At 74.3% G+C, this 24,490-nt stretch carries 22 protein-coding genes; 7 read left to right on the top strand and 15 right to left on the bottom strand.

Annotated elements, in window-relative coordinates; genetic code table 11:
* Positions 1–5 precede the first annotated feature (5 nt).
* The 4 genes from F7P10_RS07165 to F7P10_RS07150 form a co-directional block, all read right to left on the bottom strand.
* On the bottom strand, positions 6–2,147 hold the full coding sequence (locus F7P10_RS07165; RefSeq protein ID WP_151008630.1) for a CHAT domain-containing protein: 2,142 nt from the start codon (positions 2,145–2,147) through the stop codon (positions 6–8).
* Positions 2,148–2,531: 384 nt separating this feature from the next.
* Complete coding sequence (locus tag F7P10_RS07160; RefSeq protein WP_151008629.1) at positions 2,532–2,993, bottom strand: hypothetical protein; 462 nt, start codon at positions 2,991–2,993, stop codon at positions 2,532–2,534.
* Complete coding sequence (locus tag F7P10_RS07155; protein WP_151008628.1) at positions 2,990–3,544, bottom strand: RNA polymerase sigma factor; 555 nt, start codon at positions 3,542–3,544, stop codon at positions 2,990–2,992. The genes F7P10_RS07160 and F7P10_RS07155 overlap by 4 nt, the downstream gene beginning before the upstream one ends.
* 93 nt (positions 3,545–3,637) lie before the next feature.
* Positions 3,638–4,804 (bottom strand): S8/S53 family peptidase, encoded by a 1,167-nt coding sequence (locus tag F7P10_RS07150; RefSeq protein WP_176611336.1) that lies wholly within the window; start codon positions 4,802–4,804, stop codon positions 3,638–3,640.
* Positions 4,805–5,056: 252 nt separating this feature from the next.
* Here F7P10_RS07150 and F7P10_RS07145 point away from each other — a divergent pair, with 252 nt between their 5' ends.
* Positions 5,057–5,551: a DUF3145 domain-containing protein gene (locus F7P10_RS07145; RefSeq protein ID WP_151008626.1), complete on the top strand. Its 495-nt coding sequence runs from the start codon at positions 5,057–5,059 to the stop codon at positions 5,549–5,551.
* 384 nt (positions 5,552–5,935) lie between these two features.
* Here F7P10_RS07145 and F7P10_RS07140 read toward each other — a convergent pair whose 3' ends face one another.
* From F7P10_RS07140 to F7P10_RS07100, 9 genes are all read right to left on the bottom strand, one after another.
* Entirely contained in the window at positions 5,936–7,243 is a 1,308-nt protein-coding gene (locus F7P10_RS07140) for a beta-ketoacyl synthase (protein ID WP_151008625.1), read from the bottom strand.
* Between the two features lie 77 nt (positions 7,244–7,320).
* Positions 7,321–7,572, bottom strand: coding sequence for an acyl carrier protein (locus F7P10_RS07135; protein WP_151008624.1), 252 nt, complete (start codon positions 7,570–7,572; stop codon positions 7,321–7,323).
* Between the two features lie 55 nt (positions 7,573–7,627).
* Positions 7,628–8,596: a beta-ketoacyl-ACP synthase III gene (locus tag F7P10_RS07130; protein ID WP_151008623.1), complete on the bottom strand. Its 969-nt coding sequence runs from the start codon at positions 8,594–8,596 to the stop codon at positions 7,628–7,630.
* A complete protein-coding gene (locus F7P10_RS07125) occupies positions 8,593–9,528 on the bottom strand; it encodes an ACP S-malonyltransferase (protein ID WP_151008622.1) in 936 nt (311 codons plus the stop codon). The genes F7P10_RS07130 and F7P10_RS07125 overlap by 4 nt, the downstream gene beginning before the upstream one ends.
* A 93-nt stretch (positions 9,529–9,621) precedes the next feature.
* Positions 9,622–10,743, bottom strand: coding sequence for a CdaR family transcriptional regulator (locus F7P10_RS07120; RefSeq protein ID WP_151017890.1), 1,122 nt, complete (start codon positions 10,741–10,743; stop codon positions 9,622–9,624).
* A 140-nt stretch (positions 10,744–10,883) separates the two neighbouring features.
* Positions 10,884–11,948: an acyltransferase gene (locus tag F7P10_RS07115; RefSeq protein WP_151008621.1), complete on the bottom strand. Its 1,065-nt coding sequence runs from the start codon at positions 11,946–11,948 to the stop codon at positions 10,884–10,886.
* A gap of 289 nt (positions 11,949–12,237) precedes the next feature.
* Positions 12,238–13,188, bottom strand: coding sequence for an alpha/beta hydrolase (locus tag F7P10_RS07110; protein WP_151008620.1), 951 nt, complete (start codon positions 13,186–13,188; stop codon positions 12,238–12,240).
* 132 nt (positions 13,189–13,320) lie between these two features.
* Complete coding sequence (locus F7P10_RS07105; RefSeq protein ID WP_151008619.1) at positions 13,321–13,986, bottom strand: response regulator transcription factor; 666 nt, start codon at positions 13,984–13,986, stop codon at positions 13,321–13,323.
* A complete protein-coding gene (locus tag F7P10_RS07100) occupies positions 13,983–15,272 on the bottom strand; it encodes a sensor histidine kinase (RefSeq protein ID WP_151008618.1) in 1,290 nt (429 codons plus the stop codon). The genes F7P10_RS07105 and F7P10_RS07100 overlap by 4 nt, the downstream gene beginning before the upstream one ends.
* A gap of 82 nt (positions 15,273–15,354) precedes the next feature.
* On the opposite strand from F7P10_RS07100, the gene F7P10_RS07095 reads away from it, so the two are divergent.
* Positions 15,355–16,377, top strand: a complete 1,023-nt coding sequence (locus F7P10_RS07095) for a PHP domain-containing protein (RefSeq protein ID WP_218040404.1) — start codon at positions 15,355–15,357, stop codon at positions 16,375–16,377.
* A gap of 29 nt (positions 16,378–16,406) precedes the next feature.
* Here F7P10_RS07095 and F7P10_RS07090 read toward each other — a convergent pair whose 3' ends face one another.
* Positions 16,407–17,705 (bottom strand): tannase/feruloyl esterase family alpha/beta hydrolase, encoded by a 1,299-nt coding sequence (locus F7P10_RS07090; RefSeq protein WP_151008616.1) that lies wholly within the window; start codon positions 17,703–17,705, stop codon positions 16,407–16,409.
* Between the two features lie 278 nt (positions 17,706–17,983).
* Here F7P10_RS07090 and F7P10_RS07085 point away from each other — a divergent pair, with 278 nt between their 5' ends.
* From F7P10_RS07085 to F7P10_RS07065, 5 genes are read left to right on the top strand one after another with little or no spacing between them, the layout of a single operon-like run.
* Entirely contained in the window at positions 17,984–18,757 is a 774-nt protein-coding gene (locus F7P10_RS07085) for an ABC transporter ATP-binding protein (protein ID WP_151008615.1), read from the top strand.
* Positions 18,744–19,445, top strand: a complete 702-nt coding sequence (locus tag F7P10_RS07080) for an ABC transporter ATP-binding protein (protein ID WP_151008614.1) — start codon at positions 18,744–18,746, stop codon at positions 19,443–19,445. Before F7P10_RS07085 ends, F7P10_RS07080 begins: the two co-directional genes overlap by 14 nt.
* Positions 19,446–19,455: 10 nt before the next feature.
* A complete protein-coding gene (locus F7P10_RS07075; protein WP_151008613.1) occupies positions 19,456–20,697 on the top strand; it encodes an ABC transporter substrate-binding protein in 1,242 nt (413 codons plus the stop codon).
* Between the two features lie 13 nt (positions 20,698–20,710).
* Positions 20,711–21,574, top strand: coding sequence for a branched-chain amino acid ABC transporter permease (locus F7P10_RS07070; RefSeq protein WP_151008612.1), 864 nt, complete (start codon positions 20,711–20,713; stop codon positions 21,572–21,574).
* Positions 21,571–22,557 carry a branched-chain amino acid ABC transporter permease gene (locus tag F7P10_RS07065; protein ID WP_218040403.1) on the top strand — a complete coding sequence of 329 codons (987 nt, stop codon included), beginning with the start codon at positions 21,571–21,573 and terminating at the stop codon, positions 22,555–22,557. Before F7P10_RS07070 ends, F7P10_RS07065 begins: the two co-directional genes overlap by 4 nt.
* Positions 22,558–22,608: 51 nt before the next feature.
* Here the strand turns inward: F7P10_RS07065 and F7P10_RS07060 are convergent, their stop codons facing one another.
* The gene (locus F7P10_RS07060; RefSeq protein WP_254716463.1) at positions 22,609–24,486 is read right to left on the bottom strand and encodes a GAF domain-containing protein; all 1,878 of its coding nucleotides are present in this window, start codon (positions 24,484–24,486) and stop codon (positions 22,609–22,611) included.
* Positions 24,487–24,490: the final 4 nt, after the last annotated feature.

Below are 24,490 nucleotides of genomic sequence, written 5' to 3'. Positions count from 1 at the left end.
CGGGGTCAGCCGCCGCCCATGCACAGCAGGCCCAGCACGCCGGGCGTGCGCGGGGCGGCGGCGAGGGCGTGCGAGGGCGGCAGCCCCGCGGCCAGGCCGGTGTGGAACGCGGTCATGAACGCGGGCGCGTCCGCGTCCCGGACCGGCGTCACGCTGGCGATCACGGTGGCGGTGCCGAGCGCGAGCAGGACGCCCGCCATGCCGAGGACCGCGTCCCCCTCGTCGCCGCGGCCGATGTCGCACGCGGACAGGACGACCAGGTGCGGGGGCGCGGCGAGCTCCTCGAGATCGTGCACGAACAGCGGGCCGTCCGCCAGCCGGAGCCGGGAGAACAGCGCGTTGCCCTCGCGGAACTCGCCGTGGGCCGCGAGGTGCGCGAGCGACGCGCCGTCCAGGGCGTCCCGGACGGCCTCCGCGCGGGCGCCCGTCCCCCGCAGGACGCGCGCGTCCGGGTGCAGCCGCCGCAGGGCGGCGACCTCGCGCCCGGCGTGCTCGAGGCCCGGTCCGGCGGCGAGCAGGACGTGCCCGTCGGCGCGGGCCTCGGCGGACGTGCGGGCCCGCAGCCAGGCGCGCGCGGACGGGACGACCGTGACCGGGCGGCCCGCGAGGGACGGCAGCGCGGGCCACGGGAGCCCGTGCAGGGGCCCGGCGGGTGCGATCACGAGGTCGCGGCCGGCGACGGCGTCGCGCAGCGGGGCGAGCAGGAACCGGTCGAGCCGTCCGGCGGCCCCGGCGAGCGCCTCGGCGGCGTGCGGGTCGTCGCCGGCGGCGAGGCGGTGCGCGGCGTAGCGGACCACGCGGACGTCGTGGCGGGCGGTCTCGACGGGGCCCAGCCGGTGCCGCCGGAACCCGCCGCCCGCGACCGTCACCGCGTGCAGTTCCCCGCCCACGCCGATCAGCTCCACCAGTGCCCGGTCGCCGAGCGCCGCCGCGACCTCGGTGCCGCCGGTCGCCGGTCCGGACGGCGCGGCGGCGGGGGAGCGCCGCCGGGCGCGGGCGCGGACCGCCGCCTCCAGCCCGGGCAGGTCCGCCCGGGGCGGGACGCCCCGCGCGGTCGCGGCGGTGCGCGCCCCGCTGCGGGCGCGCAGCTCGGCGAGCGCCGCGGCCCGCTCGGGGTCGGCGGGCGGGCGGACCCGGACCGGGCGCGCGATGGCGCGGCGGCGCTCCTCGACGGCGAGCAGCTCCCGCGCCGACCGGGCGAGGCCGAGCCCCAGCTCGGCCGGTTCGGCGGCCGGTCCGGCGGCGCGGGCCCGCAGGTCGAGGGCGCCGAGCGCGTCGGCGTGCTCCGCGGCGACCCGCAGCCCGGCCTGGACGGCGGCGATCGCGCCGCGCCGGTCGCCGCGCCCGGCGCGCTCCAGCGCGACGGCGTGCCAGGCCGTGATCCGGGCGGCCGCCGACCCGCGCGGGCGCCCCACCCGGGCGAGCAGGTGCCCGGCGGGACGTCCGAGGGCGAGGGCGGTGCGGGCGGCGATGACCCGGGCATCGGCGGCGGCCTCGGCCCAGCCGCCCCGCGCCAGCCGGTCGGCGGTCGCGGCGGCGCTGCCCAGCAGCACCGGCGAGCGCTCCCCGGCCGCCCACCGCGCCCGTAGCAGCACGTGCTCGGCGAGCAGCATCCAGCCGGTGCGTTCCTGCTCGGCGAACGCGGCGCGCGCGCGTTCGGCCGTGCGGACGGCCCGTTCCGCGTCGTCGTCGTCCAGTTCTGCGTGGGCGAGCAGCAGGAGACCGTCGGCGGTGTCGCACCGGTAGCCGTGCTCGGCGGCCGACGCCAGCGCCTTCTCCAGGACGGGACGCGCCTCGCCCGGCAATCCCGCCGAGATCAGCGTCTCCGCTTGGTCGAACCGGCACTGCGCCAGGCGTTCACCGGACAGATGAGGCTCGGCCTCCGCGTAGAGCCGAAGCGCGCGCGGGACGTCCCCACGCCGGGACACCACGAACGCCAGGTTGGCCGTGGACATCGCCGTCTGGTGCCGGAACCCGGCGGCCCCGGCCACGGCGACGGCCTCGACGAGTGCCGCCTCCGCGGCGGCGAACTCGCCCCGCAACGCCCGCGCGAGGCCCAGATTGGTCAGCAGCCCGTTCAGAACCGCCGGATCGTGACCACGGCGCAGCACGGGGAGCGCGCGCCGCCGCGTCCTGCGCCTCGGCAAGGCGCCCTGCCCGTACCAGGGCGCACGCCGTGTTCGCCGCCAGCCGCGCCGCGTCCGTCCCGCGCAGGACGCCTTCCGCCAGCGACGCGTGCGCGAGCGCCCCCGCGAGGTCCCCGCCGGCCGCGAGCAGGCCGACGAGGCTCATCCGCACCTGGGCCGCCGCGTACCCGCCGTCCGGTGACGCCTCCGCGATCTCCAGCGCGCGGCCGAGCAGCCGCAGGCCCTCGGCCAGCCGGCCCAGCTCCTTGGCCGCGAGCCCCGCGGCCCGCAGCGCCGGGACGGCCGCCGCGCCCGTCCCGTCCTCCAGCAGCCCCAGCGCCCGCGCGTGCGCGGCCGCCGGATCCGTCGCGACGAGCCGCAGCAGGTCCGTGCCGTCCGGGCGGTTCACACCCGGACCCAGCTGGTCACGACGGACGTGCCGTCGTCCCGGCGGAACACCAGGCTGACCAGGCCCGGAGGAACCTGCGGCAGGCAGAACAGCCCGCCCGGCTCCACCCGCACCCCGACCCGGTCCGGTGGCAGGTCGCGATGCCGGACCACGACGGACGCGACCGCCGTGGGCACGATCCGTCCGGACATCTCCCGGAACCTCCCGGTCCCCGCCACCTCCAGCTCGATCGTCGCGTCCGGGCAGGTGAACGCCAGCGTGCGAACGGCCCCGGCGGACGGGGCGGCGCGCGTCCCGCGCACCGCGCCCCCGGTCCGCTCCAGCGACACCTCCGCCAGCGTCGCCGCCGGGAGCCGCCACCCGAGCGCGGCCCGCGCGGCCGCCAGCACGTCGCCCGGCACCGGGTCGAGGACGGTGAAGGCGTCCCGGACGCCCGCCATCAGTTCGTCGTCGTTCACCGCAGCAGCCTCCGCAGCGTCTCCAGGCAGCGGGCGCGGGTGGGCCCGACGCTGCCGAGCGGGATGCCGAGGGCCGCCGCCAGCTCCTCGTAGGTCGCGGCCTGCGCGTACAGCCGCAGCAGCGTGCCGCAGCGCCGGGGGAGTTCCTGCAGCGCCGCCCCGACCCGGTCCAGCCGGTCGCGCGCCAGCGCGATCTCGGCGGGGCCCGGCCCCGGGTCCGCGGCCGGCGCCGGCCCGCACGCCGGGAACGCCCGCCCGTGGGCGCGCACCAGCCGCAGGCTCTCGTGCCGCGCGGTCCGCGCCAGCCAGGCCCGGATCGCGCCCGCGTCCCGCACGGCGTCGATGTGCTCCACGAGGCGCAGCCACGTCGTCTGCACGACGTCCCGAGAGTCGGCGTCGTTCAGCCCGTGCGAGCGGGCGACCGCCCACAGCAGCGGACTCAGCTCCTCCACCAGCCGGGCCCACGCGGCGGCGTCGCCGTCGCGGGCCCTGACCACCAGGTCGCCGACGCCGCCGATGCGGACGTCCGTGTTCGTGTCGTGCCGGACCAATGAGAACTCCCTCCGAGCCCCCCGCGGACCGACAACTTTACGATCTGAACAAGATCAGATACCCAGCGTTACATTTCTGCCATCGGCTCGTAGTCAAGCCCTGATGATTACGCCGAGGTCCGGGTGGGTAGCGCGCGCGTTCTGGTCGAGGATCTTGTCCGCGGCCGCCACCGCCCCGATGTCCTCGGACGCGGCCAGTCTCGCGATCAGCCCCGTGACCATCGGCGTCGCGAACGACGTCCCGCTCCACGTCGCGAACCCGTCGAACCGGTCGGGGTCGGCACCCTCCGCCGGCGGGCGCGGGCCGTCGAACCGGACGAAGCTGCTCGCCACGTCCACGCCGGGCGCGGCGGCGTCCACCCACCAGCCGTAGTTGGAGAACCAGGCCCGGTCGTCCCCGTCCAGCGCGGCGACCCCGATCACCGACTTGAGCGCGGCGGGCCAGAACGGCCGGTCGCTCGCCGCGTTCCCCGCGCACGCCACCACGACCGTCCGGCGCCCCAGCGACCTGATCGCGTGGGACAGCACCGGCGACGGGCGGTCGTCGTAGGTGTGGCAGCCGAGCGAGAGATTGACCACGTCGGCGTGGTCGCGCTCCGCGAGCCGCGCCAGCGCGCGGATGACGCCCAGTTCGTCGCCGACGCCGTCGCCGCCGAGGACGCGGCGCGCCAGCAGCCGCGCCGCCGGGGCGTGCCGCAGCACGACCCCTGCGACGAACGTCCCGTGCCCCGCCTGGACGTCCAGCTCGCGATCGAGATCGGCGTCGAGGACCTCGGCGTCCTCCGCCGGCTGCTCCCGGAACCAGTCCGCGTCCGCGTACCAGGGGTGCGGGGACAGGCCCGTGTCGAGGATCGCGACGGTGACGTCCCGGCACGCGTCCGCCGCCGTGCGCGGCGCCGGGACCGGGCTCGCCGGGCGCGGACGGTCCGCGGGGCCGCTCCACCACAGCGGTTGCCCGTGCACGAGATGGTTCGGCGCCACCGCGAGCCGGCGGTGCGGCCCGTCGCCGCCGAGCTCCGCCGCCAGCTCGCACACGTCCGGCCTCGCCGGTGCCCGCAGCCGCAGCCGCGCCACCCCGGCCCCGTCCTCCCTGCCGTCGCACCAGCGCCGCACCAGATCCTCCGCGACGGCCGCGTCGTGCCCGGCGACCAGGAGCTGATCGCGGCGGATCAGCGCGGGGCGTCCCGGAACCGGCTCCACCACGACCGCGTCCCGGTGCCGCGCCAGCACCCGTTCCAGGACCGCCTGCTGATCGAACATCCGTCCTCGCCTCCCGTCGCTCGCTCTCCGCACACATGGTGCCCTAACCATGACCGTCCGTAGCGGAGTTCGGTGCGGGCCGCTCACGGAAGACGATCAACGGTGTGCATGGCGTGGTCAAGCGTTCGACAAACAGCGAACTCGCGGTGGTGCGACCCGTGCCGATGATGCACAATGAGGGACGCGGACGCCGACCCGGGACGTATGAGGCCGTAGGGGAAGACGAGCCTCGGTACAGATCCAGGAGGTCCGGTGACCGCACGTGGCGTTTTCTACGTCCACTCCGCGCCACCTGCGCTGAGCCCGCACATCGAGTGGGCCGCCGCAGGTGTCCTCGGCGTGCCCGTTTCCCTTGAATGGGCTGATCAGGCGGCCGCGCCGGGGACGCTGCGCGCCGAACTGCATTGGGAGGGCAAGCCTGGGACGGCCGCGGGCATCACGTCGGCGCTGCGGAGCTGGAAACTGGTGCGCTTCGAGGTCACCGAGGATTCCACTCCGGGCACCGACGGCGTCCGCTACAGCTTCACCCCGACGCTCGGGGTCTTCACCGGTGTGATCGGTGCCAGTGGCGACATCATGGTGCCCGAGGACCGGCTCCGCTCCGTCATGGCCAACGCCGCCGTCGGCAAGGCCAGCCTGGAGCACGAGCTGGACCGGCTGCTCGGCACCCCGTGGGACAACGAGCTCGAGCCGTTCCGCCGGGCGGGCGACGGAGCCCCCGTGCGCTGGCTGCACGCCGCCGTCTGAGCCCGGACGTCTCCGCCCGTGCGGCGGCCGGAGCGCGCTCGCCCCGCAACGAGCACGCCCCGCATCGAGCAGACGCCGTCATGAGTGGGCGCCGTCATGAGTGGGCGCCGTCATGAGTGCGTGCCGTTACGAGTGCGTCGTGCACCGAGCAGGAGCAGGCGCCGTTACAAGTGCGTCCTGCTCTGAGCAGGCACCGCTACGCGCGGCTGCCGCCACCGTCGGCGCGCCGTGCGTTGCGCCCGGCCGACGGGGCGGGGCGGACGCCCGATGCCGGCCATGGCCCCCCCGCCCGGCGTCCGCGCAGGTGCGTCCGGGCAGGCGGGCGTGGGATGTGGAACGGCCCGGGTCCCATCGGGGCCCGGGCCGTTCGGCGGAGTTCGAGGGTCAGACGGCGCGCTCGAAGGCGACCGACACGTTGTGGCCGCCGAACCCGAACGAGTTGTTCAGCGCGGCGGCCGGGCCGTCCGCGAGCTTGCGCGGCTCGTCGCGCACGATGTCCAGGTCGACCTCGTCGTCCATGTCCTCCAGGTTGGCGACGGCCGGGACGAGGCCCTCCTTCAGCGCGAGGAGGGTGAAGACCGACTCCAGCGCCCCGGCGCCGCCCAGCAGGTGCCCGGTCATCGACTTGGTCGCGGTGATGACGGCGGCGCGGGCGGCGTCCTCGCCGAGGCCCGCCTTGATCGAGGCGAGTTCGGCGACGTCCCCGGCCGGGGTGGAGGTGGCGTGCGCGTTGATGTGCACGATGTCCTCGGCCCGCAGCCCGGCGTCGTCGAGCGCCCGCCGCATGGCTTTGGCCTGGCCGGCTCCGGTCGGCTCGGGCAGGACGATGTCGTAGGCGTCGCCCGAGTAGCCGCAGCCGGACGCGTAGCCGAGCACGTTGGCCGCGCGGGCGCGGGCGTGCTCCTCCGACTCGAGGATCATGACGGCGGAGCCCTCGCCGAGCACGAACCCGTCGCGGTTCTTGTCGTACGGACGGGACGCGCGCTCGGGCTCCTCGTTGCGGGTCGACATCGCCCGCATGGCGCCGAACGACGCCATCTGCAGCGGGTGGATGCAGGACTCGGTGCCGCCGCAGATCACCACGTCGGCGCGGCCCGCGCGGATCATGTCGATCGCGTAGCCGACGGCCTCGCCGCTGGACGCGCACGCGCTGACCAGCGCGTGCGACCCGGCCATCGCGCCGAACTCGATGCCGACGTGCCCGGAGGCGCCGTTCGGCATCAGCATCGGGACCGTGAAGGGCGAGACCCGCGACCAGCCCTTCTCCCGGAACACGTCGTAGCTGTTGAGGGCGGTGTGCAGGCCGCCGATGCCGCTGGACAGGACGACACCGAGCCGTTCGCCGTCCACGGCGAAACCGCCGTCGACGCCGGCCCGGTCCATGCCCTTCTGCGGCTTGCCGCCGGTCGACGGCGCGAACCCGGCGTCCACCCACGCCTCGCGCGCGGCGATCAGCGCGATCGCCTGGCTGCGGTCGAGTCGGCGCAGCGTCTGCCGGGGAATGACCTCGGAAGGATCGACCTTCAGCGTCGCCGCGAACTGGACGGGCAGGTCATCGACGTTGTCCCAGTCCAGCTTGCGGACCCCGGACTCTCCGGCGAGCAGGGCGGACCAGGTCGACGGCAGGTCGCCGCCGAGTGGGGTCGTTGCACCGAGACCGGTCACGACGACCCTGGTCTGGCTCTTGCTCATGTTCTGTTCTCCTTGCCGGCTGGAGGGGCTCGGATCGGGCGCGCCGTCCGGGGCGGCGGCGCGCCGTCCCCGCGTCGTCAGGCCTTGAGCTTCTGGACGAAGTCGATGACGTCCTGGACCGTCTTGAGGTTGCGGAGCTCGTCGTCGGGGATCTCGACCTTGAACTCGTCCTGCGCGGCCACGGCGATCTCCACCATCGACAGCGAGTCGATGTCGAGGTCGTCGATGAAGTTCTTCTCCGGGGTCACCTCGGCCTTGTCGATGCCGACGATGTCGTCGATGATCTTCGCGAGGCCCTCGAGGATCTCGGCTTCGGTGGCGACTGCCATGGTTCGCTCTCTTTCTTCAGTGGGTTGGTCCTGGTCGCGGCGAGGCCGCCGAGACCTACGGGATCTGGATGACTTGGGCAGCGTAGGACAGCCCGGCGCCGAACCCGACCAGGAGGGCCGGGGCGCCGGACGGCACGTCGCCGCGCTCGATCATGCGGGACATCGCCAGCGGGATCGACGCTCCCGACGTGTTGCCCGAGTGGACGACGTCGTCGGCGACGACGGCGTTGACGGCCTTCAGCTTACGGGCGATCGCCTCGATGATCCGCAGGTTGGCCTGGTGCGGGACGACCGCCGCGAGCTCCTCGGGGGCGACCCCGGCGCGCTCGCACGCCTCCAGCGCGACCGGCGCGATCGCGCTCGTCGCCCAGCGGAAGACGGCCTGGCCCTCCTGCCGGATGAAGGAGTGCCGGTCCGGGATGATGATCTTGTCGAAGCCGTCCCCGGCGCTGCCCCACACGACCGGGCCGATGCCGGGCTCGTCGCTGGCGGTGACGACGGCCGCGCCCGCGCCGTCGGCGAAGATGATGCAGGTGGACCGGTCGGTCCAGTCGAGCCACTGCGACATCTTCTCCGAGCCGATGACGAGCACGTTGCGCGCGCTCCCGGCCCGGACGGCGGCGCTGGCGGTGCCGAGCGCGTAGCAGAAGCCGGCGCAGGCGGCGTTCAGGTCGAACGCGCCGGGCGCGTCGATGCCGAGCCGGTGCGCGACGGCCGCGGAGTGGCTCGGCATCGGCGACTCCGCCGAGCAGGTCGCGAGGATGACCAGGTCGATGTCGGACGGCGCCAGCCCGCTGTTGGCGAGCGCCTTGCCGCCGGCGTGCACGCCGAGTTCGACGATGCCCTCGTCGTCGCCGGCGATGCGGCGCTCGGCGATGCCGACGCGGCTGCGGATCCAGGCGTCGTCGGTGTCGACGGTCTCGGCGAGTTCGTCGTTGGTCACGACCCGGCTGGGCCGGTAGTCGCCGAACGCGAGGATGCGCGCGCCCCTGGCGACCTCGGGGATGCGGAGCCCGGTGCTCATGCCGCACCGCCCGTCGCGCGCGTCCTGATCAGCTCGCGGGCCTTGTCGAGGTCCGCGGGGGTCTTCAGGGCGACCAGCTCGACGCCCTTGAGCTCGCGCCGGGCGAGCCCGGCGAGGGTCCCGGCGGGCGGCAGCTCGATGATGCCCGTGACGCCCAGCCCGCGCATCGTCTCCATGCAGGCGTCCCAGCGGACGGGCGTGCTGACCTGCTCGACGAGCCGGTCGACGAACGCGCGGCCGGAATCGACGACGGCGCCGTCGCGGTTCTGCAGCAGCCTCGCCCGCGGGTCGGCGACGGGCGCGCCCGGTGCGAGCCGGCGGAGCGTGTCGACGGCGGGCGCCATGTGCTCGGTGTGGAAGGCTCCGGCCACCGACAGCGGTCGGAGCCGCGCCTTGGCGGGCGGCTCTTCGGCGAAGTCGGCGAGCCGCGCGACGGTGCCCGCGGCCACGACCTGCCCGGCGCCGTTGACGTTGGCGGGGGTGAGCCCGTGCTTGTCGATCGCGGCGAGGACCTCGTCGGTGTCCCCGCCGAGCACGGCCGTCATGCCGGTCTCGGTGACGGCGGCGGCCTCGGCCATCGCCCGGCCCCGCTCGCGGACGAGCACCAGCGCGGCCTCGGGGCTCAGCACCCCGGCGATCGCGGCGGCGGCCAGTTCCCCGACGCTGTGCCCGGCGACCGCGTCCGGTGCCGCCGCGTCGGTCTCGGCGTACAGCACCTCGTTCGCGGCGAGCGCGGCGGCGACCAGCAGCGGCTGCGCCACGGCGGTGTCGCGGATCTCCTCGGCGTCGGCGGTCGTCCCGTACCGGACCAGGTCGAGCCCGGTGACGGCCGACCACCAGGCGAACCGGTCGGCGACGCCGGGGATCTCTAGCCATGGCTCTAGGAAGCCGGGGGTCTGAGCGCCCTGGCCGGGCGAGGCGACGAGAATCACAGCGACAAGCCTGCCCGTAAGGGGTCCCGGGTGCCGATGCGGATGAGTACGAAGTTTCGGCGCGGCGCTTTGTAAGACCTCTACAAGCGAAGGTCACGCCCGGAGTGCACGATTCGCGAACCTGCCGAGCACGAGCGCGATCCGGAGGGTGAAGGCGTTGCGGCCGTCCGTCGGCGCGAGCCCCGTCAGTTCGGTCACGCGCCGCAGCCGGTACCGGACCGTGTTGGGGTGGACGAACAGCATCCGCGCCGTGGCCTCCAGCGACGACCCCTGCTCCAGGTAGGTCGTGAGCGTGTCGAGCAGCGGAGCCCCGGCGGCGAGCATCGGGTTGTACACGCAGTCGACGAGGTAGCGGCGGGCGTCCTCGTCGCCGTCCAGCGCCCGCTCGGGCAGCAGCTCGACGGCCAGCACGGGACGGGGCGCGTCCGGCCAGCCCGCGGCGGCGCGCAGCCCGGCGACGGCGGCCTGCGCGGACGCCGTCGAGTCGTAGAGGTCGTCGACCTGCGGGCCGATGACGACCGGCCCGGGGCCGCACTTGGCCGCGATCGGCCGCGCGGCCTCCACCGGGTCGATGTCGCCGCCGACGATCACGATGACCCGCGGCCCCTGGACGCCCGCGAGGACGTCGGCGCGGGCGCGGCGCGCGGCGATCTGCATCTGGTCGATCGTGACCTCGGGCTCCTCGTCCTCCGGCGTGAACCCGGCGATGACGGTGACGGGCTTGGACGTCCAGCCGAGCGCCGCCGCCCACGAGTGCATGCCGTCGTCGACCTCGCCGCGCATCACCGCGTTCACCACGAGCGCCTCGAGCCGGGCGTCCCAGGCGGCGCGGGTCTCGGCGGCGCGCGCGTACACCTGCGCCGCGCCGAACGCCACGTCCCGCGTGTACCGCAGGATGGCCTCGCGCAGCTGCTGCTCCCCGCCGGGCGCGGCCAGCTCGTCCAGCCGCGTCTCCACCACGTCGATGATCACGCGGATCATGTCGATGGTGTGGTGCAGCTTGATGGCGCGCATCAGCTCGCGCGGCGCGGTGCCGAACACCTCGCCCGCGATGGCCGGGCGGGACTGCTCGTCGTTCTTGAACCACTCCACGAACGCGGCGATGCCCGCCTGCGCGACGAGCCCGATCCAGGACCGCTGGTCGGGCGGCATCCGCCGGAACCAGGGCAGCTTGCGCTCCATGCTGGCGAGCGCCGCCGTCCCGAACGTGCCCATGGCCTTCTCCAGGCGCAGGGTCGTCTGCTCGCGGATCTCGGCCGCGGTACCGGGCTCGGGTTCGGTGTCGCTCGCGGTGTTCACCTTCCCAGAGTGCCACCTCGCCGCCGATGACCCGTCCGGAGCCACGCGGGAGCCCCTCACCCGCGCTTCGGCTTCTCGAACCGGCGCACCGCGGTCACCAGCCCCGCCAGGACGAGCGCGAACACCGGCAGCCACCCGATCCGCTGGACGATCCAGGCCGCGCCGTCCGGCCGTGAGTGCAGGCCCCCGACGGCGCCGAACGCCAGGGCCGCCGCGACCGTCACGGCCATCAGCGCCGTCTGGTGCCACAGGTAGATCGCCATCGCGGGACGGTTCGCGGCCGACACCGCCGACCACACGCGGGGCCGCCGCGTCCAGCGCGTCAGCGGGCCGTGCAGCAGCAGCGCCAGCCCGGTCTGCGCGAGGCCGAACGCGACCGCGGCGAGCGTGGGCGGGCTGAGGTTGGAGACGTCGGCGCCCGGCACCCCGACCATGCTCGCCGGGTATCCCGCGAACGTGACCAGCGCGGTCGCGGCGGCGGCGCCGCCCGCCAGCAGCCCGGCGCCGGTCCGGCGCGACCGCAGCCCGCCCCGCGCCCAGCCGACGCCGAGGTAGAACGGCAGGAGCCAGCCGGTCAGGACGGTGCACCAGCCGATCCACGCGGGCGCGCCGAGCGCGAACCGTCCCGCGTCGACGAGCGCGGTCGCGGCGACGAGCAGGACCGCGCCCCGCGCCCCGAACCGGTTCCACAGCGCCGCGATCGCCGGGGTCAGCGCGGTCAGCACCACGAAGACGGCGAGGAACCACAGCGGGCTGAGCACCAGCTTGACCAGCGCGTGCAGCGTGCCGCCGCCGAACCCGGCCCACGACAGCGCGGCCACGACCGGGATCCATCCGATCGCCAGGACGGGCAGCGGGCGCGCGAGCCGCCCGAGCCGCCGCGCGAACGTGCGGCCCCACGGTGCGTCCGGGCGCAGCCCCTTCGCCGCCGCGTACCCGCCGACGAGGAAGAACAGTGCGAGCGTCTGCAGGATCCAGGACACGGGCGCGAGCTCCGGCATGGCCTTCAGCGGGCTCGTGACGTGCAGGTCCGTGGCGTCCGGGCCGGGCGCGACGAACGCGGTGACGAACCAGTGCCCGAGTACCACACCGAGGATCGCGAACGCCCGCAGCGCGTCCACGGCCCGATCCCGCCCGCCGCCCGGTCCGTGTTCGGCGGTCCGTTCGTGGCCGGTCGGGCGGTCGTATGGGGTGGACCGGTCGTGTGGGGTGGACCGGTCGTGGCGGGTCGGGCGGTCGTGTCCGCCGGTTCGATCGCGCCGGCGCTTGCGGGCGGGGGAGTCCGGCTCGTCGCGATCGGTCGGCCGGGGGCGCCCCGTGGTTCCGTCGCGTTCCGCCGGACGGTCGTCGGCGGAGGTGCGGACGGGCCGGAGGGCATCGCGGGGAGGTGCGTTCCGGGAGCGGGGGGCGTCAAGCATGGGTGACCTCCGAGTCACGGCCGAGCGCGATGAGGGCGAGGTTGCGGAGCGCGGGGGAGCCGGGCGTCAGGTAGGCGCTGTGGGGGCCGGACCCGGCGTCGAACCGGACGGCGCCGAACCCGGGGGAGACCGGGTCGGGCCCGAAGCCGATCCCGGCGAAGCGGACGTGCGGGACGAACCGCGTCCAGTCGCCGGTCGACCGGCCGGCCCAGACGGTCGCGGACGTCCGCAGGCCGGAGACGTCGCGGGCCGTCGTGCCGGGGCTGCCGAACAGGGCGATGTCGTCCACGGGCACCCCCGCCAGGCCGGGTGCGGCCTCGCCGCACACCACCGACCCGTAGCTGTGGCAGAGCAGCGCGAGCCGGGCGTCCGGGTTCACCCGCGCGACGCCGGTGAGGAACCGGTCGAGCCGCCGCGCGCCCGACTCGGCGCGGTCGTCGGTCAGTACGTGCGGGCCGAGCGTCGAGGGTGAGCGGTAGCCGAGCCAGGCGATCACCGCGACCCGCGCGGACGGCGCCTCGGCGGCCATGCGGCGGTACAGGGCGCGGGCCCCGCCGCCCGCGAACTTGACCGAGTCGAAGGTGGCGAGCGCGTTGTCCGCGCCCGGCACGACGACCGCGATCCGGGCGGCGCGCCGCAGGTCCCCGATGACCTCGACGGCACGGCCGTCCCCGCGCGGGTCGAACGCCAGGAAGCGGCGTCCGGGGGCGCGGAACGCCGACAGGGCGCGAGCCCGGTCCCGGTCGCCCGTGCGGACGGCCGTCGCGTGGGCGCGGCCGATGTCCCGGGCGGCCGAGGCGAACCGGGCGTCGAGCGTCGCGGCCGACAGCGCCGGGACCGGGGCGGGCGCGGCGTACGGGCCGGCCGGGGCCTTCGCGGCGACGGCCGACCCCGCCGCGGTGAGCACCGTGAGCGCGGCCGCGGTTCTGCGAACCCAGCGCATGGAGGGGCGTCCTTCCTGGTCAGTGGGGTGAAGCACTGACAAGGAAGGTAGGAATCGGGCCCCGTAGCGCAGATCAACCGGCGGAGTGGTCTTTCGGGCTCACACCCCGGTATGACGGACGGACCCCCGGTATCAGTCGCCCGGACGGACGAGCCCGACCTCGTAGGCGTAGACGATCGCCTGCGGGCGGTCGCGCAGGTCCAGCTTCATCAGGATCCGCCCGAAGTGCGTCTTCACGGTCTGCTCGGCGAGCACCAGCCGGTCGGCGATCTCGCCGTTGGACAGGCCGCGCGCGACGAGCCCGAGGACCTCGGTCTCCCGCTCGGTCAGCTCGTCCAGGCGCTTGCGGGCGGGGGCGCGCGGCCCGCCGAGGCGGGCGAACTCGGCGATCAGCCGGCGGGTGATCGACGGCGACAGCAGCGCGTCGCCCGCCGCGACGACCCGCACCGCGTCGGACAGCTCGGTCGCGGACGCGTCCTTGAGCAGGAACCCGCCGGCTCCGGCGCGCAGCGCCTCGTACACGTAGTCGTCGAGGTCGAACGTCGTCAGCATGAGGACCTTCGGGGGGTCGGCGGCGCCGTCGGCGAGCAGCCGCCGGGTGGCCTCGAGCCCGTCCATGACCGGCATGCGGACGTCCATCAGCACGACGTCGGGGCGCAGTTCGGCGACGCGGCGCAGCCCCTCCTCGCCGTTGACGGCCTCCCCGACCACCTCGATGTCGGGCTGGGCGTTCAGCAGCACGCCGAAGCCGGACCGCACCATCCCCTGGTCGTCGACGATCACGACGCGGATCGTCACGTCGCGTCCCGCGCCGTCTCGGGCAGCGTGGCGGTCACGGCGAATCCTCCCTCGGACGTGGGTTCGGCGGTGAGCCGGCCGCCGAGCATGGCGGCGCGCTCGCGCATCCCCACCAGCCCGTGGCCGCCGGCCGCGAACCGCGCCGGGTTCCGGCCGCCGCCCGGGGGGCCGTTGACGACGCTGATCGAGAGTACGCCGTCCGCGCGCCCGGCCTCGACGCCGACCCGGGAGCCGGGCGCGTGCCGCATCGCGTTGCTGAGCGCCTCCTGCAGGATGCGGTACGCGGTCAGGCCGACGCCGGACGGCAGGCCCGCGAGGTCGCCGGTGAGCCGTGCCGTCACGTTCAGCCCGGAGTTGCGGGCGCCCGCGATGAGGTCGTCGAGCCGCTCCAGGCCGGGCTGGGGCGCGGTGTCGGATCCGTTCTCCGACCGCAGGACGCCGAGGATGCGGCGCAGCTCGGTCAGCGCGTCGAGGGCGGTCGACCGGATCTCGGCGAGGTCCTGCCGGGTCACGCCGGGGACGGCGTCGCTCTTGTAGGGGGCGGCCTCCGCCTGGATCGCGATCATCGACATGTGGTGCGCGACGACGTCGTGCAGTTCCCGCGCGATCCGCTGCCGTTCGGTGAGGACGGCCTCGGCGTCGGCGTGCCGCCGCTCCTGCTCGGCCAGCTCCCGCCGCGAGGTCCGCCGGACGCGCATGGCGTAACCCACGGCCAGCGGCAGCAGGATCAGCACGGACGCGCCGGGCGCGGTCTCCGCGTCCTTGATCCACACGCCGGCGAAGGCCATGAGCCCGGCGCCCAGCGTGACGTTCCCCGAGCACCGCACGGCGACGGTGTAGAGGCACATGATCGCGGCGAAGGCCCCGGCCGGGACGTACGGGACGGTCAGCCAGTCGCTCACGCCGATGAGCGCCATCGCCACGAAGCTCAGCCGCCACGCGCCCAGCGGATGCCGGTCGCGCAGCGCGAGCGGGGCGCACGCCGCGATCGAGATCAGCAGGAGGGTCGCCTCGCCCGGGTACCGCCCGCGCGCCGCGCTCTCGGTTTCCAGCAGCGATTTCGACCCGGCGATCAGCCCGATGGTGACGGCGAACCAGAACAGGTTCTCCACCACCCCGTACGGGAACCGCCCGACCCCGAGGTACCGGGTCCAGCGCAGCCATGCGGGCCAGGGACGGTCGAGCGGCGCGGACTCGGCGCGTCCGGTCACCGCGGCGGCGACCACCCCGTCGAGCAGGACCGCGCGCAGCAGGCCCGGCTCGTCCGCGCTCTTCTCCTCGGCCATGCGACCAGGCTAGAGAGCGGACGACCACCACCGGATGACCCCGTGGTGGGACGTCCGCGTCATACCTGGGTACTCCCCGGGTGTGGAGCCCGTCGAAGCGCTGCGCCGGATCGCGTTCCTGCTGGAACGCGCGGGCGAGCCCACCTACCGCGTCCGTGCCTTCCGCACCGCCGCCGCCCAGGTCGCGGGCATGCCTCCGGACGACCTGGACGCGCGCGCCCGCGCGGGCACGCTCACCGACCTGCCCGGCGTCGGGAAGGTGACGGCCCTCGTCGTCGAGGAGGCGCTGGCCGGCGGGACGCCCGTCTACCTGCGGCGCCTCGAGGCGACGGAGGGCGAGCCGCTCGACGAGGCCGCCGCCGCGCTCCGTGCCGGGCTGAAGGGCGACCTGCACACCCACAGCGACTGGTCCGACGGTGGTTCGCCGATCCGGGAGATGGCCGAGGCGGCGCGCGCGCTGGGACACGAGTACATCGCGCTCACCGACCACTCGCCGCGCCTGACCGTCGCGAACGGGTTGTCCGCCGACCGCCTGCACCGGCAGCTCGACGCCGTCGCCGAACTGAACGCCGAGCTCGCGCCGTTCCGGATCCTGACGGGCATCGAGGTCGACATCCTCGACGACGGCGCCCTGGACCAGGAGCCCGGCCTCCTCGACCGTCTCGACGTCGTCGTCGCGAGCGTCCACTCCAAGCTCCGGATGGACCGCGTCGCGATGACGGCGCGCATGGTCACGGCGATCATGAACCCGGCGGTGGACGTCCTCGGCCACTGCACCGGACGCATCGTGAAGGCGGGCGGGCGGCGCGGCGGCCTGCGTCCCGAATCGGAGTTTGACGCCGAGCTGGTCTTCGACGCCTGCGCCGCGCACGGCGTCGCCGTCGAGATCAACTCCCGGCCCGAGCGGCTCGACCCGCCCAAGCGGCTGCTCCGCCTCGCCGTCGAGGCGGGCTGCCGGTTCGCGATCGACTCCGACGCGCACGCCCCCGGCCAGCTCGACTGGCAGCCCCACGGCTGCGACCGCGCCGCCCGCTGCGCCGTCCCCGCGGACCGGATCGTCAACACCCTCCCGGCGGCCGACCTCCTGGCCTGGACGAACACGTGATCACGGGCGCGTGATCGACGGGTGCGCGCTCACCGGATGAGCGAGCACGAGTTCAGCGTGTCGCCGGACGGCTTCGGCAGCGTCGCGCTCGGCGGCGGGGCGCCGCCCCCGCCCGTCCAGGTCTCCAGCGCGGTGAAGGCCGAGCGCATGCAGGGCAGCAGCGGGCGCAGGCGGTCCGGGTGGGCGTCGACGAGGCCGTCGGTGTGGTTCGCGGCCTCGACGCGGTAGTAGCGGAACGGTGCCCTGCCCCGGTCGCGGACGAGCGCCGCGTAAGCGTCGCCGTTGCGGCCGATCGGCAGCAGGGAGTCGAGGGTGCCCTGCAAGCTGATCAGCGGCTTGCGGATGCGTCCGGTGAGCGAGACCCGGTCCACCGCGCGATGCACCGCCCGGGGACGGGAGGCGTAGTCGTAGTCGGCCTCTGCCCCCTCGTAGGAGGGGTCGAACTCCTCGCGGTAGATCCGCTGGGTCAGCTCCCAGTAGACCTGGTCGTGGTAAGGCCAGAGGAACTCGGACCCCGGCGTGAGACCGGCATCGACGAGTTCCCTGTGCGCGGACGCGTCGCCGGAGGCATAGGACGGGTACGCGCGCAGGATCTGCGGCAGGTACGTGAAGAGGTTGGGACCGTCGGCGCGCCACAGGGTGCCTTCGGCGTCGATGCCGCCGTCGTAGAGGTGCGGGCGGTTCTCGAGCTGCCAGCGGACGAGGTAGCCGCCGTTGGAGATCCCCGCCGCGTACGTGCGGGACGGGCGGTGGCCGTAGTGGCGTGCCGCGGTCCGCTGCGCGGCGCGCGTCAGCTCGGTCAGCCGGCGGTTCCACTCGGCGACCGCGTCGCCGGGCCGCCGCCCGTCCGTGTGGAACTCGAGGCCGCTGTTGCCCTTGTCGGTGGCCGCGTACGCGTATCCCTGGGCGAGGACCCAGTCGGAGATGGTGACGTCGTTGGCGTACTGCCGCCGGTTCCCGGGCGACCCGGCGACGACGAGGCCGCCGTTCCACCGTTCGGGGAGCCGGATGACGAACTGGGCGTCGTGGTTCCAGCCGTGGTGCGTGTTGAACGTGGAGCCGTCCCGGAAGTACCCGTCGATCTGCACGCCCGGGACGCCGCTCGGGTTGCGGGTGCCGGACGCGTGCAGGCCCGCGTAGTCCGCCGGTACGGTGTGACCGGACGCGACCGTCCCGGCGGTGGTGAGGTCGTCGAGGCAGGCGGCCACCTGTTTCTGCGCGCCCGGGACGGACGGCGCGGGCGCGCAGCGGCTCTCGTGCGCGCGCACCGGGCTCGCCAGGGCGAGTGTCAGGACGCCTGCGGTCAGCAGCGTTCGGGTGATCGGCATTCCGGCTCCTCTGGACGGCTCTCCGCGCGGAGGCGAGTGCCGGCCCGCACTCGCGGACACATCGTGGGACGCGCGCCGCGCGCCGGCCACGTGTTCGTCCCACATAAGCGCTCGGCGTCCCATGTGAAAGCGCCCGCGACCTGCGAGTGATGTGTGTCATGTCCGTATCGATCGGGTGGAATGTGTCGATCGACTACATAGTCCCTTTCCTGGTGGCGGCCTAGCGTTCCCGAGCACGGCGGCCCGGTGTGGTCCGGGTCACCATGGGAGGAGGGCGCATGGGCGCTACCGTCCGGCCGGCGCCGGTGCTGACGGCGCGCGGCCTGGTCAGGGAGTTCCGCGGGTTCCGCGCCGTGGACGGCGTGGACCTGGACGTCGCGGAGGGCGCGGTGCACGCGCTCGTCGGGCCGAACGGCGCGGGCAAGACGACGCTGTTCAACCTGCTCACCGGCTTCCTGAAGCCGACGTCGGGGAGCGTGAAGCTGGGCGACCGGGAGCTGGCGGGCAGCAGCCCGGAACGGATCGCGCGGCTCGGGCTGGCGCGCTCGTTCCAGATCACCAGCCTGTTCGCCGAACTGACCCCGCGCCGGCACGTGGAGCTGGCGCTCGCCGGGCGCACCGGGCTCGGCTGGCGGTTCTGGAAGTCGGACAAGTCGCTCGGCAGGTTCGCCGAACGTGCCGCCGAACTGCTCGACCAGGTCGGCCTGGCGGAGCACGCCGAGATCCCGGCCGGGGCGCTGGCCTACGGGCGCAAGCGGGCGCTCGAACTCGCCCTCGCGCTCGCGCTGGACCCGAAGGTGCTCCTGCTGGACGAGCCGACGGCCGGGATGGGCGTCGAGGACGTCGAGCGCACCGTCGAGCTCGTCCGGCGGGTCCGGGCGGGACGGACGGTCGTGCTGGTCGAGCACAACATGAGCGTCGTTTCCAGCCTCGCCGACCGGGTCACCGTCCTGCAGCACGGCCGGGTGCTGGTGGAGGGCCCGTACGCCGAGATCCGCCATGACCCGCAGGTCATCACCGCCTACCTCGGAGACGCGCATGCTGCGAGTTGACGGACTGTCCGCCTGGTACGGCGAGGCGCAGGCCCTCCGGGACGTGTCGCTGCACGTGGACGAGGGCGAGATCGTCACGCTCGTCGGACGCAACGGCGCCGGCAAGACCACGCTGCTGCGATCCCTCATGGGCCTGCACGCGGGGGCGTCCGGGACGGTCGAGTTCCTGGGCGAGGACATCACCGCCCTGGGGCCGCACAAGCGCGCGCGGCGCGGCCTCGGATACGTCCCGGACGATCGCGGCATCTTCGCCACGCTGTCGGTGGAGGAGAACCTCCTCCTCCCGCCGAAGAGCGCGGGGAAGGGCCCCGAGCCCTGGCCGCTGGAGCGGGTCTACGAGACGTTCCCGCGCCTGAAGGACCGCCGCCGGTTCCCCGGGACGAAGCTGTCGGGCGGCGAGCAGCAGATGCTCGCGCTCGCCCGGGTGCTGCGCACCGGCGCCCGGCTGCTGCTGTGCGACGAGCCCACCGAGGGCCTGTCGCCGCTGATCGTCGCGCAGATCGGCGACATCCTGCGCGAGGTCAAGGCCGCGGGCGTGACCGTCCTGCTGATCGAGCAGAACGTGCACTTCGCCGCCACCGTCGCCGACCGCCACCACCTGCTCGCCGAGGGCCGGATCGTCCAGTCGATGGACAACGACGAGGTCCGCGCCCGCGAGAGCGAACTCCTGCAGTACCTCGGAATCTAGGGAGAGCCCGATGAAACTCTTGGGACGCTCGGCCGCGCTCGCGGCCGCCGGAGCCCTGCTGGCCGGCTGCGGCGCGGGCGGACCCGGCGGGGGCGGGGGCAAGATCAGCGACGACAAGATCGTGCTGGCGGTGCTGACCGACCAGTCCGGCGTCTACGCCGACCTGTCGGGCGAGAACGCCGTGACGGCGGTCGAGATGGCCGTCGCCGACTTCAAGAAGAAGTACGGCGACAAGGCGGTCGCGACGGAGATCGAGGTCGTTTCGGCCGATCACCAGAACAAGCCCGACATCGCCAACACCAAGGCGCGCGAGCTGTACGACCGGCAGAAGGCCGACATCATCGTGGACGTGCCCACCTCGTCGGCCGCGCTCGCCGTCGCGAACGTCGCGAAGGGCAAGAAGCGGATCTTCATCTCGGTGGGGGCGGCCACCACCGCGCTGACGGGCGAGCAGTGCAACAAGTACACGTTCCACTACGGCTACAACAGCTACATGCTCGCCCACGGGACGGGCACGGCCCTCACCAAGGCCGGGTCGAAGAACTGGTACCTCGTCTACCCGGACTACGCATTCGGCCAGGACATGGAGAAGACGTTCAGCACGTCGGTCAAGGCCGCGGGCGGGACGATCGTCAAGTCCGACCCGACCCCGTTCCCGAACGACAACTTCTCCACGTTCCTGCTGAAGGCCCCGAACCTGGACCCCAAGCCGGACGTCATCGGCGCCATGCAGGCCGGCGGTGACCTCGTCAACCTCGTGAAGCAGTACAACGAGTACAAGCTGCGCGACAAGGGCGTGGGCCTCGCCGTCGGGCTGATGTTCCTCACCGACATCCACTCGCTCGGCCCGAAGGCCCTGGAAGGGACCCGGTTCACCGACTTCTGGTACTGGAACCAGAACGACGGCAACCGCGCGTGGGCCGACCGGTTCAAGCAGGAGACGGGCGCCCGGCCCACGGCCGTCCACGCGGGCGACTACTCCGCGGCCCTGCAGTACCTCGAGGCCGTCCAGCGGGCCGGGACCGACGCGTCCGACACGGTCGTGGGGGAACTCGAAGGCCACAAGGTCGACGACGTGTTCACCTCCACCGGGACGATCCGCGCCCAGGACCACCTGCTGACCCACGACTCCTACCTCGCCGAGGTCAAGCCGGAGAGCGAGGTCACCGAGCCCTGGGACTACGAGAAGATCGTCGACACGATCCCCGCGGCCGAGGCCTTCCAGCGGCCCGACCCCGCCTGCAAGCTCTGAGGCGGCGGTCCGGTTGCTCCAGCAAGCCTTCAACGGCCTGGTGGGCGGGGCGTTCTACGCCCTGCTCGCCCTCGGCCTCGCGGTCATCTTCGGGATGCTCGGCGTCGTCAACTTCGCGCACGGCGCGTTCTACATGCTCGGCGCGTTCGGCTCCTACGTCCTGCTCGACTCGTTCGGCGTGAACTTCTGGATCGCGCTGCCGCTCGTCCCGCTCGTCCTGGGGGTGGTCGGCGTCGCGGTGGAACGGCTGTTCATCCGCCGGCTCGCACCCCTAGATCCCCTCTACAACTTCCTGTTCACCTTCGGGCTCGCGCTGATCCTCCAAGACCTCGTGAAACGGCAGTACGGCGTGCAGTCGCAGCCGTATCCGCGCCCGAGCGCGCTCGAGGGCTCGATCGACCTCGGCCTGTTCACCTACCCCACGTACCAGGTGTTCGTCCTGGCCGTGTCGCTCGTCCTGTGCGGGGCGGTGTGGTTCGTGCTGGCCCGCACCCGCGTGGGCATGATCGTCCGGGCGTCCACGGAACGGCCGGAACTGACCCGCGCCCTCGGCATCGACGTGGCGCGCTGGGTGACGCCCGTCTTCGGGTTCGGCATCGCGCTGGCCGGCCTCGCCGGCGTGCTCGCCGCGCCCATGCGGGCGGTGAACCCGCTGATGGGCGCCGACCTGATCGTCACCGTCTTCGCCGTCGTCGTGATCGGCGGGCTCGGCTCGGTGTTCGGGTCGGTCGCCGCCGGGTTCGCGGTCGGGCTCGTCTCGGCGCTCGGCAACTACTACGTCCCGTCGCTGTCGCAGACGCTCGTGTTCATCCTGATGGCGGTCGTGCTGCTGTGGCGCCCCGCCGGCCTGTTCGGACGCGAGGAGGTGGCCCTGTGATCCTGTCCAAGCTCGCCGGACGGCCGGTCCTGCTCGCCGTCGGCCTGGTCGCGGCGCTCGCGCTGCCCTGGTTCGTCTACCCGCCGGTCGCGCTGGACATCGCCTGCTGGGCGCTGTTCGCCGTCGCCGTCGACCTGCTGCTCGGCTTCACCGGGCTGCTGTCGTTCGGGCACGCCGCCTTCTGGGGCGGCTCGGCGTACGCGACCGGCCTGATCGCCCTGCACTCCGGCCTGCCCTTCCCCGTGGCGATCCTGGGCGGCGCGGCGTTCGCCGCGCTGCTCGCGCTGCCCATCGGGTTCCTGTCCGTCCGGCTGCGCGGCATCTACTTCGCGATGGTCACCCTGGCCTTCGCGCAGATGGTGTACTTCGTCGCCAACCAGTGGAGGGACGTCACAGGCGGAGAGAACGGGCTGCAAGGCATCCCCAGGGAACTGTTCGGGCTCGACCTCTCCGACCCGTTCTACTTCTACTACGCGGGCATCCCGTTCGTCCTGGCCGGACTGTTCGTCGCCTGGCGCATCGTCCGTTCCCCCTTCGGGTGCGTGCTGATGTCCATCCGCGACAACCCCGCGCGGGCGCGCGCGCTCGGCTACAGCGTCGACCGCTTCAAGCTGCTCGCGTTCGTCCTGTCCGCCGCCCTGTCCGGACTGGCCGGCGGCCTGTTCGCGATCGGCCACGGCTTCGCGTCCCTGCAGGGCGTGTACTGGACGACGTCGGGCGAGGCCGTGATGATGGTCGTCCTCGGCGGCATCGGCACCCTGTGGGGCGGCGTCATCGGCGCCGCGCTGATCGTCGAACTGAACGACTACCTGGCCACCGCCGGGTTCCAGGAGACCGGGATCATCACCGGCGGGATCTTCATCCTCGTCGTGCTGCTCTTCCGGCGCGGCGTGTGGGGCACGGCCCGCGACCTCCTCGCGGGCCGCACCGCGCGCCGCCGTCCGGCCGAACCCGCACGGGAGAAGGCCGAGACCCCCGCGTGACGCACGCGAACGGGCCGCCGCCCCCCAGGGGGCGGCGGCCCGTTCGGCATGTCAGCGAAGGCGGTGCAGGCGCAGCGCGAGCTGCAGCTCCAGGGCGCGGTCCGGGGACTGCCAGTCCTCGCCGAGCAGCCGCCCGATGCGGTCGAGCCGCTGGCTGACCGTGTTCACGTGGATGTGCAGCTCCTGCGCCGTCCGGGCGAGGCTCCCGCCCGTCCCGAAGTACGCCTCCAGCGTCCGGACGAGCGCCGTGCCGCGCCGCGCGTCGTAGTCGGCGACCGGCCCGAGCGAGCCCGCGAGGAACCCCGGCACGTCCCGGTCGTCGCCGATCAGCAGCCCGATGAATCCGAGCTCCGAGGCGCCCGCCCCGTCCCCGCGGCGGCCCAGCGCCACCAGCGCGTCCGCGCAGCGCTGCGCCTCCCGGTGCGCCCCGGCGACCTCGCGCGGACCCCGCACCGGGCCGCCCGCGCCGACCGTCGCGGGACCGCCCAGCGACGCGCCCAGCTCCTTGGCCACCCGCCGCGCCGCGTCGCCCGGGCGGTCGCCCGGCAGCAGCAGCACGACCTCCTCGCCCCGCGACGCCGCCAGCCCGCGCTCCACCGCGGCGAACGACGACGCCCAGAACTCCGCGCGCCGCCGGTGGTCCCGCGACTCGTACCGGGCCGACAGCACGACGTGCGGCGCGGACAGGTCCACCTCGACCCGCCGGGCCCGCGCCGCCAGCGCCGCCGCGTCCGTCCGCCCCGACAGCAGGTCGTCGAGCAGCTCGCCGCGCACCCGCCCCTCCGCCTCGGTGACGCTGCGCTGGAACAGCAGCAGCAGCGCGGTGACGAGCGCGGCCCGCTCCAGGATCCGCTGGTCGGCGTCCGACACCTCGTCGGACGTACGCAGCACCAGCGTCCCGAGCATCTCGTCGCCGCTCGACACCGACGCGATCCACAGATCGCCCCGCCGCACCGTCCGTCCCTGCGCGCGCGCGGAGTGCGCGGACGCCGACACACCGGCCAGCTCCCCGTCCGTCAGCGGCGCGGACGCCGCACCCGCCGTCGCCAGCCGCGCGCCGTCCGCGTCCAGCGCGTGCAGGGTGCCGCCCAGAAGCTCGGTGACGATCGCGGCGACGTCCTCCACACCACCCCCGCGCACCACGACCGCCGTCATCCGGTCGTGCGCGCGCGCCGCCACCTCCACGGCCGCGCTACGCGCCTTGACCTCCTCGTTGGCGGCGCTCAGCTCCTCCAGAGCGGTACGGGTCTCCTCCAGCAGCCGCGCGTTGTCGATCGCGATCGCCGCGTGCGCCGCGAGCGAGCCGAGCAGCGCGACCTCCTCCTGGTCGAACGGACGCTCGCCGCGGTTCGCCGCCGTCAGCACGCCGATCACCCGGCTGCCCAGCTTCATCGGCACGCCCAGGATCGCGACCAGGCCCTCCTCGGCGACCGCCTGGTCGATGAACCCGCGGTGCTGGAACTGCGCGTCGACCAGGTAGTGGTCGCTGTTGTACGGCATCGCCGTCTGCGCGACCAGCCCGACCAGCCCGGTTCCCATCGGCAGCCGCAGCCGCCGGAACGCCGCCGACACCGACCCGTCCGTCACCCGCATGTACGTGTCGCCGCGCGCGTCGTCGTTCAGCGTCAGGTACGCGATGTCGGCGTTCAGCAGCCGCCGCGCCCGCCGGGTGATCGCCTCCAGCACCGCGTCCAGATCCCGCAGCCCGGCCAGGTCGCCCGCCGTGTCGAACAGCGCCGCAAGTTCCGCCTCCCGGCGCGCGTGCCGCCGCATCACCGCCCGCACCCGCAGCGCCGCCAGCTTCGCCGCCTCCAGCTCCGCCAGGACGGCCGGTGGCGCGCCCTCCGCCCGCGCCTGCACCAGCGGCCCCTCGAACTCGACGGGGGACGCCTCGCGGGCGAGCAGTTCGAGGAAGACGCCGCAGGACATACGG

This window comes from Actinomadura sp. WMMB 499, from assembly GCF_008824145.1.
In the GTDB taxonomy this organism is placed as follows: Bacteria; Actinomycetota; Actinomycetes; order Streptosporangiales; family Streptosporangiaceae; genus Spirillospora.
This window is presented reverse-complemented; position numbering and strand designations above follow the sequence as displayed.